10 protein-coding genes are annotated in these 13,957 nt (G+C 60.4%); 3 read left to right on the forward strand and 7 right to left on the reverse strand.

What is annotated here, in order from left to right; all coding sequences use genetic code 11:
• The first annotated feature begins 145 nt into the window (after positions 1–145).
• Genes AC3IT0_RS12675 through AC3IT0_RS12685 form a run of 3 tightly spaced genes read left to right on the forward strand, consistent with a single transcriptional unit; the run spans position 146 to position 6,200 of the window.
• Positions 146–1,696, forward strand: a complete 1,551-nt coding sequence (locus AC3IT0_RS12675; protein WP_489320151.1) for a type I restriction-modification system subunit M — start codon at positions 146–148, stop codon at positions 1,694–1,696.
• Positions 1,693–2,883, forward strand: a complete 1,191-nt coding sequence (locus AC3IT0_RS12680; RefSeq protein WP_489320152.1) for a restriction endonuclease subunit S — start codon at positions 1,693–1,695, stop codon at positions 2,881–2,883. Before AC3IT0_RS12675 ends, AC3IT0_RS12680 begins: the two co-directional genes overlap by 4 nt.
• Positions 2,883–6,200, forward strand: coding sequence for a type I restriction endonuclease subunit R (locus AC3IT0_RS12685; protein ID WP_489323787.1), 3,318 nt, complete (start codon positions 2,883–2,885; stop codon positions 6,198–6,200). The genes AC3IT0_RS12680 and AC3IT0_RS12685 overlap by 1 nt, the downstream gene beginning before the upstream one ends.
• 110 nt (positions 6,201–6,310) lie before the next feature.
• Here the strand turns inward: AC3IT0_RS12685 and AC3IT0_RS12690 are convergent, their stop codons facing one another.
• The 7 genes from AC3IT0_RS12690 to nrdE form a co-directional block, all read right to left on the reverse strand.
• Positions 6,311–7,111, reverse strand: a complete 801-nt coding sequence (locus AC3IT0_RS12690; RefSeq protein WP_489320153.1) for a DUF6602 domain-containing protein — start codon at positions 7,109–7,111, stop codon at positions 6,311–6,313.
• Positions 7,108–7,599 (reverse strand): Mov34/MPN/PAD-1 family protein, encoded by a 492-nt coding sequence (locus AC3IT0_RS12695; RefSeq protein ID WP_489320154.1) that lies wholly within the window; start codon positions 7,597–7,599, stop codon positions 7,108–7,110. Before AC3IT0_RS12695 ends, AC3IT0_RS12690 begins: the two co-directional genes overlap by 4 nt.
• Positions 7,596–8,774 carry a HesA/MoeB/ThiF family protein gene (locus AC3IT0_RS12700; RefSeq protein WP_489323788.1) on the reverse strand — a complete coding sequence of 393 codons (1,179 nt, stop codon included), beginning with the start codon at positions 8,772–8,774 and terminating at the stop codon, positions 7,596–7,598. Before AC3IT0_RS12700 ends, AC3IT0_RS12695 begins: the two co-directional genes overlap by 4 nt.
• A 122-nt stretch (positions 8,775–8,896) precedes the next feature.
• The gene (locus tag AC3IT0_RS12705) at positions 8,897–9,460 is read right to left on the reverse strand and encodes a hypothetical protein (protein ID WP_489320155.1); all 564 of its coding nucleotides are present in this window, start codon (positions 9,458–9,460) and stop codon (positions 8,897–8,899) included.
• A 17-nt stretch (positions 9,461–9,477) separates the two neighbouring features.
• Positions 9,478–10,437, reverse strand: coding sequence for a nucleotidyltransferase domain-containing protein (locus AC3IT0_RS12710; protein WP_489320156.1), 960 nt, complete (start codon positions 10,435–10,437; stop codon positions 9,478–9,480).
• Between the two features lie 279 nt (positions 10,438–10,716).
• Complete coding sequence (nrdF, locus tag AC3IT0_RS12715) at positions 10,717–11,691, reverse strand: class 1b ribonucleoside-diphosphate reductase subunit beta (RefSeq protein WP_024368367.1); 975 nt, start codon at positions 11,689–11,691, stop codon at positions 10,717–10,719.
• Positions 11,692–11,787: 96 nt separating this feature from the next.
• Positions 11,788–13,908, reverse strand: a complete 2,121-nt coding sequence (gene nrdE / locus AC3IT0_RS12720) for a class 1b ribonucleoside-diphosphate reductase subunit alpha (RefSeq protein ID WP_489323789.1) — start codon at positions 13,906–13,908, stop codon at positions 11,788–11,790.
• Positions 13,909–13,957: the final 49 nt, after the last annotated feature.

The raw sequence follows: 13,957 nt of genomic DNA on the forward strand, positions 1-13,957 counted from the left end.
CGCCCGCCGCGCGCGACGTCTGTGCCGAGCTCGTGCGACGACTTCCTTCCGTCGCACAGAGCGGACGCGTCGAACAGTAGTCAGAGTATGCGCGACCCACTGTGAAGGTGCCCTCGGTGTCGTCCTTTGCCGATATTGTCTAATTGTGAAAACTTCCGATCTCGCCCGGGTGCGGGCCACACTCTGGGCTGCCGCCGACGAACTGCGAGCCAACTCGAAACTCACACCGGGCCAGTACCGCGACCCGGTGCTCGGACTGGTGTTCCTCGCGTATGCCGAGAACCGCTTTGAGGCAGTCCGTGGCGAGGTAGAGGCGAAGGCCAGCGCTCGGAACCCTGCAACGATCGCGGACTACAAGGCGAAGTCCGTGCTCTATGTCCCCGCCAGGGCACGGCTGTCGAGTCTTGTTGACTTGCCCGAAGGCGATGACGTCGGCAAGGCCACCGACGAGGCGATCAAGGCCATCGAGAAGGACAACCCCGAACTCAAGGACATCCTTCCCCGCGGTTACCAGAAGCTGGAACGGTCGACCCTGATCGAACTGCTGCGGCTCTTTGCACCGCTGCCCACCCAGCTCGAAGGCGACGCTTTCGGCTTCATCTACGAGGACTTCCTCTCCAACTTCGCAGCGCAAGAAGGCAAGGGCGGTGGAGAGTACTTCACGCCCTACTCCATCGTCCGCCTCATCGTCGAGATCCTGGAACCGTTCCAAGGTCGGGTTTTCGACCCGGCCTGCGGGTCGGGCGGCATGTTCGTCCAGTGCGCGAAGTTCGTTGAGCGGCACAACGAGTCGGCCAGCCGCAAAATCTCGGTCTTCGGAGCGGAAAAGACGGAGGACACTGTTCCGTTGGCCAAGATGAACCTCGCGCTCCACGGGCTCTCGGGCGACATCCGCCAGGCCAACAGCTACTACGAGGACCCGCATGGCGCGGTCGGCGCCTTCGACTACGTGATGGCCAACCCGCCGTTCAACGTCGACAAGATCAAGAAAGAACAGCTTGCCGGCGACAAGCGATTCCCGTTCGGCGTACCGAAGGCCGACAACGGCAACTTCCTGTGGATCCAGCAGTTCTACGCGGCGCTCACTCCGAAGGGCCGCGCCGGCTTCGTCATGGCGAACTCTGCCGGAGATGCCCCCCACTCCGAGAAGGAAATCCGCAAGCAACTCATTGAGTCCGGCACTGTCGACGTCATGGTCGCCATCAGCTCCAACTTCTTCTACACCGTCACACTGCCGGTGACGCTTTGGTTCCTCGACAAGGCCAAAGTCGGTACGCCGCGCGAAGACACTGTGCTATTCCTCGACGCACGGCACATCTACAACCAGATCGACCGTGCCCACCGCGACTTCAAGCCCGACCAGATCGAGTTCCTGGCCAACGTCGTGCGGCTCTACCGGGGCGAGGAAGTCGAGTCCATTGACGGCAACGACACCCTGTTTAAGGAGAACTTCCCCGACGGGAAGTACGTCGACGTCGCCGGTCTGTGTAAGGTCGCAACTCGCGCCGAGATCGAAGCCAAGGGCTGGAGCCTCAATCCCGGGCGGTACACGGGCACCGCAGCGGTTGACGAGAGCGATATCGACTTCATGGGCGATCTCGAGGCTCTGTACGAGGACTTCACGGTGCTGAGCGACGAGGCTGAGGCCCTGCGCGCGAAGGTCGATGCAGCTGTTCAAGGGATCCTTGAAGTATGAGCGGATGGCACGTTGTCCCGCTTGGGGATGTGTGCGAGCTGAAGCGTGGCTACGACCTGCCCAACGGTTCGCGTAGGAATGGTCGGATTCCCGTTGTCTCTTCGTCCGGGACGACGGGATGGCATGACGAGGCGAAGGTCGCAGCACCCGGCGTCGTGACCGGCCGATATGGCACGCTCGGTCAGGTCTTCTACATAGTGGAGGACTTTTGGCCGCTGAACACTGCTCTGTACGTCCGTGACTTCAAGGGGAATGACCCCCGCTTCGTTGCTGCCCTGCTGCGATCGATGGATCTGGCGCAGTATGACGGAGCAGCGGCCATTCCTGGTCTGAACCGCAACCACCTACACACGGTGCCCGTCCGGGTGCCGGCAGTAGTACGGACGCAACGGGCGGTCGCGGATGTGGTCCAAGCATTCGACGACCTGATCGAGAATAACCGGCGGCGGGTGGGGGTGCTGGAGGAAATGGCGCGTGCCATCTACCGCGAGTGGTTCGTGAAGTTCCGCTACCCCGGCCACCGCGACGTGCCATTGGTCGACTCGGTTCTCGGCCCAATTCCTGAGGATTGGGGCGCCGGGAAGATCGGCGAGCTTTGCTCACGCGTTCAAGCCGGTGCCACGCCTCGACGGTCAACGCCTGAGTATTGGGACGAACCTTCAGTCGATTGGTACAAAACCGGCGACCTAGCCGATGGCGTTTTGCTTAGGTCCTCGGAGAAGCTCTCAGACGCTGGGCTTGAGGCAGGCAGGACATTCGAGCCTGAGACCATCCTCATGGCCATATATGGAGCAACCATTGGTCGACTTGGCCTACTTACGTCGAAGGCAAGCGCAAATCAGGCGGCGCTGGGCCTCGTTGCGGATCCTGACGTTTGTACGACCGAGTATCTCTGGTTCGCCCTTGAGTCCCTACGCGGTCACCTGATTCAAATCGCGCAGGGTGCTGCCCAGCAGAATGTGAGCAAGGAGAAGGTCATTGATTGCGATGTTCTCCTGCCACCTCGTGAGATCATGGAAAATTTCACCCTTCGGGCCGGGCCAGGCTGGAGGCTGTCGCACGAACTTGCACGCCAAGCTGCAGTGCTCGAGTCTATGCGGGACCTCCTGTTGCCAAAGTTGGTGACAGGGCAGATCGACGTGTCGACGCTCGATCTTGATGCGTTGCTCGTGGAACTGGTCGCGTGATGACTCCCACGGGTCCGGAGTACTTCTATGTCGAGAAGCCGAGCCTCGAGTTGCTGGAGCGGCTTCGCTGGACGCCTGTGGATGCCTTCCATGAGGTCCTCGGAGCCCAGGGAACCCTTGGGCGTGATTCTCAGCACGATGTCGTACTCAGTCACAGGCTGCGGTTCGCGATGCGGAAGCTCAACTCCGAAGACGTGCCCGACACGTCGATCAACGAGGCGATCGAGGTGCTGACCAAGGACCGCTCGGCCATGGACCGGGTGCGTGCCAACCGTGAGGTCCACAGCCTGCTCCGTGACGGCTACCTAGCCGAGTGGACCGACGACTGCGGCGACAAGCAGATCGACACGCTTCGCTACCTCGATCTGCAGAACCCCTTACACAATGACCTCTTGGCTGTGCGGCAGCTGTGGGTAAAGGGCAACCTCCACAGCCGCCGCCTTGATCTTGCGTTGTTCGTCAACGGCGTCCCCTTGGTGCTGATGGAGTTCAAGGAGCCGAACGAGTCGGTTAAGTCCGCGTACGACGACAACCTGACCGACTATCGCGACACCATCCCGCAACTCTTCATTCCGAACTGTTTCGTGCTGTTGTCCAACGGCAGCGTCGCCAAGGTCGGGTCGACGTACTCTCCGTGGGAGTTTTTCAGCGATTGGATGGTCATAGACGCCCTCGGTGCCCGCGGCGCGATCGCCTTGGAGACAGCCCTCCGGGGCACCTGTGACCCCGCAGTGCTGCTCGACCTGATCGAGAACTTCGTCGCTTACATGGAGCGCCCCGGCGGACTGATCAAGGTCTTGGCGCGTTCGCACCAGTACCTCGGGGTCAACGCAGCGATCGAGAACCTCCATCACGCCCGCGCAGAGCAGGACAAACGCCTCGGTGTCTTCTGGCACACCCAAGGCTCGGGCAAGTCGCTGTCGATGCTGTGGTTTACGCAGAAAGTGCTGCGCCAGGTGCCCGGCAAGTGGACGTTCGTTATGGTCACGGACCGCACCGAACTCGACACCCAGCTGCATGGAGAGTTTGCCGACGCCGGGGCGATCTCGCCCGAGGCCCGGGTGCACGCGGAGTCCGTTGCGCACCTGCGCGAACTGCTGGCCGCAGATCACCGGTACGTGTTCACCCTGATCCACAAGTTCCAGCCGTCCAAGAGCCTCGGGGAACGGCAGATGCCGGTCCTCTCAAGCCGTTCCGATGTCATCGTCATTACCGATGAGGCGCACCGAAGCCAGTACGACACGCTCGCCCTTAACATGCGCACGGCGTTGCCTAACGCCTCGATGATGGGCTTCACCGGCACCCCGCTGATCGCCGGCGAGGAGCAGGCGACTCGCGAGCAGTTCGGTGACTACGTCAGCATCTACAATTTCCGCGATGCCATGGAGGACGGTGCGACTGTCCCGCTCTACTACGAGAACCGCATCCCCGAACTCCAGCTTGTCAACGAGAACTTCTCAGACGAACTTGACGCGCTCCTTGAAGAAGCCGAGCTTGACGAGGACGCCGAGGGCCAGTTGGCTCGCGCCTTCGGTACGCAGTACACGCTCCTGACGCGTCCCGAGCGCCTGAAGACCATCGCCAAGGATCTCGTGACTCACTTCGTGGGCCGCGGCTTCACCGGAAAGGCAATGTACGTAGGGCTCGACAAAGCCGCGGCAGTGCGGATGTACAACTTCGTCAAGGAAGCCTGGGCTGAACATCTGGACGAGTTACGGGCTGAGCATGATGCGCTCCCTGAGTTGGAGCGACCCTGGCTCGCATCGCGGGTCGAACTGATGGAAACCGCCGACATGGCGGTGGTGGTGTCGCAGAGTCAGAACGAACTCAAGATGCTCGACGACCTCGGACTAGACATCCGGCCACACCGCGAGCGAATGAATCGTGACGATCTTGCCGAGAAGTTCAAGGACTCGGCGGACCCGCTGCGCCTGGTGTTCGTCTGCGCGATGTGGATGACCGGCTTCGACGCACCCAGCGTCTCGACCGTCTATCTCGACCGGCCCATGAAGAACCACACGCTGATGCAGACCATCGCTCGCGCCAACCGCGTCTTCCCAGAGAAGGACAACGGCCTGATTGTCGACTACGTCGGCGTCTTCCGGAATCTCGAGAAGGCTCTCGCTATCTACGGAGCCGCAGAGACCGGCCAGTCGCCCATCGAGATCATCGACGCGCTCTCGGGCGAGCTGGATGCCGCAGTGGCCGACTTGTTCGAGTTCTGCTCCGGCTTGGGGGTGGCTCTTGCCGCGATGCGTGACGCGGAAGGGTTCGATCACATCGCCAAGCGCGACGCCGCAGTCGAGGCTCTGCTGGTGGACGAAGACACCCGGACTGACTTCCAGCAGAAGGCCCGCCAGGTACGTAAGCTCTTCAAAGCCCTCCTACCGGATCCCAAGGCAGCCGCCCAACAGCGCAACGTCGCCGCGATCCGGTTCCTCGCCGAACGCATCGCAGATGTCACACGACCGCCTGGGGCCGACCTCGGAGTCGTCGCCGATGCGGTCGATGCCTTGCTCGACCGATCGGTCGGTGCGGAGGAGTACGTCATCCGGGCGGCTGCGGAAGGGACCAAGCCCGACCCCTTGATCGACCTGTCCTTGATTGACTTTGAGGGATTGGCAGCCAAGTTCGCAGGTCGCAAGCGAGCCGAGACAGACCGGCTGGCCCAACTTCTCCGCGAACGGGCCATTGGAGCAGCGACCCGCAACCCTACCCGGTACGAACTCGTCGAGCGCATCGAACAGCTGATCTCGGAGTACAACGCCGGAAGCGTGAACATCGACGAGTACCTCCGACGCCTGATCGAACTGTCACAAACCCTAACCGAGGAGGAGGAGCGGTCGGCACGAGAAGGCATGACCGAGGCGGAGCTCGCAATCTTCGATCTGCTAACCCAGCCCGATCCCGTGCTGACCGGCGACGAGCGTGACACCGTGAAGGCCAGCGCCAAGAATCTCCTGGAACATCTCCACGACAAGCTCGTCCAAGACTGGCGTCGCAAGGTTGACGTAATGAACGACGTTGACAGCACCATTCGTCGGGTCCTGGACCAAGGGCTGCCCGAGACGCCCTACACACCTGACATCTTCACCTCGAAGGTGCAGCTCGTTTTCGACCACGTTCTCACCGCATACGGCGACGACGGTGAGAGTGCCTACACTCCGAGGGTCGATCTTCATTGGTCGGTGCAGGGGTCCGAATACGGACCGCTTGACGTGAACAAGATCGCTGACGACGTCGTGGCCCGCATCCACGACGACCCCGTGTTTGCCGCTCATATTGCGGCGCAGCTGGGCGTCACGGACGTTCGATGATCCGCTGTTGACCCTGACGCTCGGTCCGGTCCTGCAACTCGGCGGTGGCGGGCTTCCCTCGACCGCTTTGGCCTCAAAGTGGCTCAGTAGGTCGCCGGTGGCCCTAGACATCACGTATCTACCGCACCACGCAGCGTGCGTCGCTCTAGTGCCTCTTCATATTCCCTCATGTCGAGCGCTACAGCAGTTCCGATGAGCTGCAGTTGGCGGAACAGGCGGATGGCGAAGTGGATAAGTTGATTGCCTGGTTCACTGAATTGGAGCGGCGGGTTAACAGCCACATGGTCGTCGTCTCCGTCGACAAGGTCAGGAGTAAAGTCAAAAGCCACTGTATCCAAGGCGATGCCGATGTCCAGGAACCCTGGTTCGCCGTGCTCTGGTAGGTGTTTCGCCAAATGACTCCGCGTGGTCTCTTGGGTCCAATCAGCACGAGTTGCCAGGATTCCTCCCACAATGGGCTTATCAGCAGGGTCTGCCGCCTTGTACTTGCCTCCGGCATGGATAATTGGCGCCGATGCGCGTTTGAGCGTGCGGACAGAGGCGATTTTGGCCTGTCCATATTCAAGGTAGGCCTTGGTAAGTTTTGGCTTGACCTCGAACACTGCGTAGACGCTCTCCACTGGAACGAACCGAACGCCTTGTCTCGTGCCGAACCACTGCGGTGAGTACTGCTGATCGTAGATGGCTACGTCGATTTGGTCGCTGCTTTCTCCAGTGGAGTCCACCGCGAAGATTGGGCCGACCTCGTATCGGGCAGGCAGAAAGTCCCTGATCAAACCCACCCAGTCCGCTTCCGCTTCGTCACCCATGGTGCCCGGGTGAGCAGTGGCAGCACGGATACCCGAATAAGATGCCTCCAGGCCAGCTTGCTTGCTCAAGAAGGCGCCAGCGATGTCGAACGTTTTCTTCATAGGGGTTCTTTCGTCGAGGTGAGACTGAGGACTGACGGGTACGCTCCGTGCGTATAGATTGTCCACGCCGATACACACGGCGACCCGGCAGGCGACGACGTCACGATCAGGCTAAAGAAACGGTCAAAACCGAGTTCCGAATCCGTCAAATGGCCGAGGTATGAATTAAGGTCTGCGCCGCTGGGAGAGGGCTGTCCTCCTGGGTGTGTGTGCCACTCCCCTATCCACTGCGCACCGCTCCGCCCCCAGGCGTCGTTAGCCAGGCGCTGAGCGTACTCTGTGTCCCGGCTGAAGAATTGGGGTCGATGGATAGCATTCGGCCCGGGAAGACCTGCCATCAGGACCATTGGACCGCATTCAGGCGAATCTGTGCCGAGCAGTATCCCACCTGTTTCGAGACCGTTGTTCGACCGCGAGACTTCGGTGCGGATTGTCTGTAGTGCCTCGGCCGTGATGGATATGGACCTGGCTTCATGATCCTCGGTCACGCTGATTTACACGTCGGACAGTGTGGTCGTGGCTCCGGGATGGTGTCCCAGCGTATGGTGCATGGCTGGTGCAGATCGAATGGAGCGGCGAGGTCTCCGGCGGGACGAAGGCCGATTACTGCATGTTCACCAGGGAGTTGGTGGGTATGGTCTCCGTGCTGGGACTCCAAAATGGTGGCTACTGCGGCCTTTGCCGCGAGATGGCCGATGGCGTGAAGGTCTGGGCCGACGGCAGTCATCGGCTGATGGACCTGACCCGTTCCGTAATCGAGTTCCTGGTCGGCTTCCGCATCGATGGTGCCCCGGGATGCAAGGCCAGCGCGTTGGCAGAGGAGGCACCCGAAGCGGGGACCGGGCCGAAGTCGAAGTATCTCGCCCACCGACCCTTGGTCGAGGACGCAGGCAAGAACGGCAGGGATCCCTGCACGTCGGGCGAGGTGACTTACGACCCGGCGTGGTGCAATACCATCAGCCGCACACAGTACGAGGTCCACGTCGGCCAGCATGCCGCGGATGTACTGGGCGTCGTTGACTACATCCAGCCGATAGCCTTCGACTTCGACGTTGCTACCGACCCACCGGCGGTCAAGTCGATCCTTCATGGCGTCGACCTTGTGACGCCCGACGCTCTCTGCGCCAAGAACATGACGCACCATGTTGTGCCACAGGAACCGGTCGGGATCGACAAATAGAAGGCGTCCGACGCCATATGCGCCAAGTGCATCGGCGGATGCGCCACCAATGCTTCCGAGGCCGACCACCATTACGGTGTGCTGAGCCAGTTCCTGGATCGGCCATTTCCCGCTAAGTTGTTGAAGTCCTATGGTCTCGGGCTCAACCTCCACGTGGATTGGAACCACGCCGTCTCGATCGACGACCCAGGCGGCAAACTCGTACGCGCCTAAGCTCCGCAAATCCGGGGGCAACGCGGGATCGTGGGTTATTAGGAAACTGCGGTTCCCTCCGGGGTCTTGTACTTCCGGGACGTAAGTCCTGAACGCGTTGAGGGGCATACTGACATCAACCCTTCGAAGCATGTCCAAGTGAATCAGGTTGATCTCGCTCCCGGAACGCCGCACCCACTGTCCCGCATGAGCCGCGTCACCCCAGTTAAGCGCCGTGTATTCTCGGGGGATTTGCACACGCATTCGCGTCCCACTGGACACTTCCACCATGCTGACCACGTCCAGGTCTTCCGATGGGGCATGACGAAGTGCCAGAGTGCCAGCGGAGGATGGTGCTGATGATATTTTTTCTGCGGCGTCGCGGGAGATGATCAAGAACGGGCTTGCAATTGTCACTGACCTTGCTCTCCATCCTCATTCAAGTGCTGGGGCTTATTCAACTGCGTGGCTTTGGCAATGAGCTTGTCGCGAGAACTGTCTGACACAATGCCGTTCGTTGACATACTCTCAATCAAGCCGGCCTTCATGAGTGCATACTCGATCCGCCAGCCAGCGGCTTTGAGCAGCAACTCAACGATGCTCGCTTCAGGAGTCCACGCGCCATCGGATTGCAGGAGGCACAACGATCCCCCGGGAGCGACATGCCATCTGTTCTGTGTTCGCTCTACGAGGGCAGGCTCGGGCTCAAGGGCGTATAAGACCGGCGGGACCATCGGATACGCCGCCTTGTAATAGAGCGCGAATTTGAGGCCTCCGACAATTGTCAGGTCGTCTAGCCCGTCCGGCGCTGGACGATCAAACGGCCAGATCGGCAGTACCCCTGTCCAGTACCCATGATGTGCGTTCGCTGAAGGTGATACGTATTCAATATCTGGCGCGAAGGCTGCTATTTCTGCGCTGTCCCGCTCAAGACGAGCCGGTTCGGCCTCCATCCAGCCAATTGGTGTTACAGCCACGCGCCTTGCCGCCCCAGTCATCCTTGTGGCGTGTCTTTAACCGGCCGTGGCACTGCCGCAACCGCAGCAGGGCCACTTATGCTCTTCGGCGGCCTGGGAAAGTCATCCCCGAAAACTTCACCCCAATACGAGACAGCCGCATCGTCTTTGTTACTAGCCTGAGCCGCAACGGCAAGGCTAGCGGCTTTAGCTGCTGCACGAAGTCGTTCCCCGAACTCCACATACTTCAGGTCCGTTTGGATGGGGCCACAGATTCCGGCCGGATCCTCGACTAGCATGCCGCTCTCAACGTGGAATGCGGCCTTCACGAAGAAGTTTTTCATTGCGACTGGGCGTATCTGGGAGGTGGGCATATGGTGAAGGGCGAGTACCTCCATAACGAGGGACTTTACTTTGATGTCCTGCTCAGCACCCCAGGCCTTAAGCATCCGCACTGAACCCGCGAACTGGTTCCAGGCCTTATGTTTGGCGGCCACGCTGGCAATCAGGTGTTCCGGGTCAGCTGGCACCCAGGTTTTGGATTTCGCCTCGGGGATTAGCAATTTGCCTTCGGAACGTAAGGCGGGCATTGCATCCACTGTAAAGGCGTCGGAATCCTCGGGGTCGTCGAGAAAGCACTTGACGGCATGGTTACGCCACTTGGCGAGACGGACTTCTTTCGCGAAGGTACCATGCGATGCGCCCAGCAACGCGTTGACCTTGCCGCGCGTGTAATGGAGAGCTTCTTCTGCAGATGCACCTGGTTGGCCCCAAGTGGGGTGGTGGTCACCATCAAAGACTATGACGACGTCAACATCGTGGATGGGGTCCCGATGGGTTCCCCTCCGTAGGGACCCTGAGGCAATCACTTCCATGACATCGGTCGCCGGGCTGAAAGCATCTTTGAAGAGATCCCGGCGCCGCCGGGCTTCGCGTATGGACTCTTCGTCTGCATTTACTACTCGTTGGTAATTGTCGAAGGCGCTGCTGACATTCATAGGTCTCCCCTAGCGTGCAAACTACGTCACCGATTGGCCCCGCAAGCAGGTGACTACCTCCGGAGGCAACAGGTCTCTCTGTCTCAGCAACTCCGGACGTTGTTGGGTCCGCTGCCCCTGTATCAACCAAATAGATACAGGGGCAGCCGGCGCCCAAGAACGTGGAGGGCCGAGCGAACGCAAACGAGCAAATTTCGCCACAAACTGAGCAATGCTCAGATAGGAGGCTGTTTTTGCTCAGATACTGCGAAATTGCTCAGTTAGGTCGGGGTCTCACAGCTAGAAGTCCCAGTCATCATCCTCGGTGTTGACAGCCTTGCCAATGACGTAAGAGGAACCCGACCCGGAGAAGAAGTCGTGGTTCTCGTCCGCGTTGGGCGAAAGGGCCGAGAGGATGGCCGGGTTCACGTCGGTGACGGAAGCCGGGAACATGGCCTCGTAGCCCAGGTTCATCAGCGCCTTATTGGCGTTGTAGTGCAGGAACTTCTTGACGTCCTCGGCCAGGCCAACGGAATCGTAGAGGTCGTGCGTGTACTGGACCTCGTTCTCGTACAGCTCGAAGAGCAGCTCGAACGTGTAGTCCTTGATCTCCTGCTTGCGCTCCTCGGAGAGACCTTCCAAGCCCTTCTGGAACTTATAGCCGATGTAATAGCCGTGCACGGCTTCGTCGCGGATGATGAGTCGGATCAGGTCGGCCGTGTTCGTCAGCTTGGCCCGTGAGGACCAGTACATGGGCAGGTAGAAGCCCGAGTAGAACAGGAAGGACTCCAGCAGCGTGGAGGCCACCTTGCGCTTCAGGGGATCGTCGCCCTGGTAGTAATCCATGACGATCTGGGCCTTCTTCTGAAGGTTCACGTTCTCAGTGGACCAGCGGAATGCCTCGTCGATCTCCTTGGTGGAGGCCAGCGTGGAGAAGATGGAGGAGTAGCTCTTGGCGTGCACGGACTCCATGAACGCAATGTTCGTGTAGACGGCTTCCTCGTGCGGGGTGATCGCGTCGGGAATCAGCGAGACGGCGCCGACGGTGCCCTGGATGGTGTCCAGCAGGGTCAGGCCGGTGAACACGCGCATGGTGAGCTGCTGCTCGTCCGGAGTCAGCGTGGCCCACGACTGCACGTCGTTGGACAGCGGGATCTTCTCGGGCAGCCAGAAGTTGTTGACCAGACGGTTCCAGACGTCTACGTCCTTATCGTCCTGGATCCGGTTCCAGTTGATCGCTTCGACGTGGCTGAGCAGCTTGACCTTCTCGGTCATGTCATCCCCTAAAAGTTGGGTTGTTCTTTGAAGTTAAGCGTACGACGGCGGGCGGGCGCCCGCCGTCGTACTGTCAAGATTTAGTTGAAGCTACAACTACAGCATGCAGCTGACGCAATTGTCCACCTCGGTTCCCTCCAGCGCGAGCTGGCGGAGACGGATGTAGTAGATGGTCTTGATGCCCTTCTTCCAAGCGTAGATCTGGGCCCGGTTGATATCGCGCGTAGTGGCGGTGTCCTTGAAGAACAGCGTCAGGGACAGGCCCTGGTCCACATGCTGGGTGGCGGCGGCGTAGGTGTCGATGACCTTCTCGTAGCCGAGCTCGTACGCGTCCTGGTAGTACTCCAGGTTGTCGTTCGTCAGGTACGGCGCCGGGTAGTACACGCGGCCCAGCTTGCCTTCCTTGCGGATCTCGATCTTGGACGCCACTGGGTGGATCGAGGAGGTGGAGTTGTTGATGTAGGAGATGGAGCCCGTCGGCGGGACGGCCTGCAGGTTCTGGTTGTAGATGCCGTGCTCCATGACCGAAGCCTTCAGCTCGCGCCAGTCATCCTGGGTGGGGATGTGGATGTTCTTGAACAGCTCCGCAACCTTCTCGGTCTGCGGCACCCACTCCTGTTCCGTGTACTTGTCGAAGAACTCGCCGGAGGCGTACTTGGACTTCTCGAAGCCGCCGAAGGTCTGCCCGGTCTGGATGGACAGCAGGTTGGAGGCGCGGACCGCGTGGAACACCACCGAGTAGAAGTAGATGTTGGTGAAGTCCAGGCCCTCTTCGGAACCGTAGTGGACCCGCTCACGGGCCAGGTAGCCGTGCAGGTTCATCTGGCCCAGGCCGATGGCGTGGGACTGGTCGTTGCCGCGGGCAATGGACGGCACCGAGGTGATGTTGGACATGTCCGAGACTGCCGAGAGGGACCGGATGGCCGTCTCGATGGTCAGGCCGAAGTCCGGGCTGTCCATGGCCTTGGCGATGTTCAGCGAGCCCAGGTTGCAGGAGATGTCCTTGCCGGTCTCATCGTAGGACAGGTCATCGTGGTACGTGGTGGGCTGGGAAACCTGGAGGATTTCCGAGCACAGGTTGGACATGATGATCTTGCCGTCGATCGGGTTTTCCCGGTTCACGGTGTCCTCGAACATGATGTACGGGTAGCCGGATTCGAACTGGATCTCGGCGAGGGTCTGGAAGAACTCGCGCGCCTTGATCTTGGTCTTCTTGATCCGGGAATCATCCACCATCTCGTAGTACTTCTCGGTGACCGAGACGTCGGAGAACGGCATGCCGTAGACGCGTTCGACGTCGTACGGGGAGAACAGGTACATGTCCTCGTCCTTCTTGGCCAGCTCGAACGTGATGTCCGGGATGACAACGCCCAGCGAGAGGGTCTTGATGCGGATCTTCTCATCCGCGTTCTCGCGCTTGGTGTCCAGGAAGCGGTAGATGTCAGGGTGGTGCGCGTGCAGGTACACGGCGCCGGCACCCTGGCGGGCACCGAGCTGGTTGGCGTAGGAGAAGCTGTCCTCGAGGAGCTTCATCACAGGGATGACGCCGGAGGACTGGTTCTCGATCTGCTTGATCGGGGCGCCCACCTCGCGGATGTTGGTCAGCGCGAACGCCACACCGCCGCCGCGCTTGGACAGCTGCAGCGCCGAGTTGATGGACCGGCCGATCGATTCCATGTTGTCTTCGATGCGGAGCAGGAAGCAGGAGACCAGCTCGCCGCGCTGCTTCTTGCCGGCGTTCAGGAACGTGGGCGTGGCCGGCTGGAAGCGGCCTTCGATGATCTCGTCCACCATCTGCAGGGCGAGTTTTTCGTCGCCGCGGGCCAGGTGCAGGGCCACCATGCAGACGCGGTCCTCGTAGCGCTCCAGGAAGCGGTTGCCGTCGAAGGTCTTCAGCGTGTAGGACGTGTAGAACTTGAACGCGCCCAGGAAGGTCTCGAAGCGGAACTTCTTCTTGTACGCGCGGTTGTAGAGCTCGCGGATGAAGTTCATCGTGTACTGGTCGAGGGTTTCGCGCTCGTAGTACTGGTTCTTCACCAGGTAGTCGAGCTTCTCTTCCAGGTCATGGAAAAAGACGGTGTTGTTGTTCACGTGCTGCAGGAAGTACTGGTGTGCAGCCTCGCGGTCGGCCTCGAACTGGATCTCTCCGTTCGGGCCGTACAGGTTCAGCATGGCGTTGAGCTCGTGATAGCCCAGCCCCTTATAGGCGGCCGGCATCTCGGGCTTTTCGACGGCGGCGCCTGCGCGGGTGCCCTGGCCTTCGGCC

It is taken from the genome of Pseudarthrobacter sp. KH_020_B (genome assembly GCF_057840185.1).

Coding starts and splice junctions, on each gene's coding strand:
- AC3IT0_RS12680 (WP_489320152.1), top strand. CDS start 1,693: ATGAGCGGATGGCACGTTGTCCCGCTTGGGGATGTGTGCGAGCTGAAG.
- AC3IT0_RS12685 (WP_489323787.1), top strand. CDS start 2,883: ATGACTCCCACGGGTCCGGAGTACTTCTATGTCGAGAAGCCGAGCCTC.
- nrdF (WP_024368367.1), bottom strand. CDS start 11,691: ATGACCGAGAAGGTCAAGCTGCTCAGCCACGTCGAAGCGATCAACTGG.
- AC3IT0_RS12700 (WP_489323788.1), bottom strand. CDS start 8,774: ATGGTGGAAGTGTCCAGTGGGACGCGAATGCGTGTGCAAATCCCCCGA.
- nrdE (WP_489323789.1), bottom strand. CDS start 13,908: ATGCCGGCCGCCTATAAGGGGCTGGGCTATCACGAGCTCAACGCCATG.
- AC3IT0_RS12710 (WP_489320156.1), bottom strand. CDS start 10,437: ATGAATGTCAGCAGCGCCTTCGACAATTACCAACGAGTAGTAAATGCA.
- AC3IT0_RS12690 (WP_489320153.1), bottom strand. CDS start 7,111: ATGAAGAAAACGTTCGACATCGCTGGCGCCTTCTTGAGCAAGCAAGCT.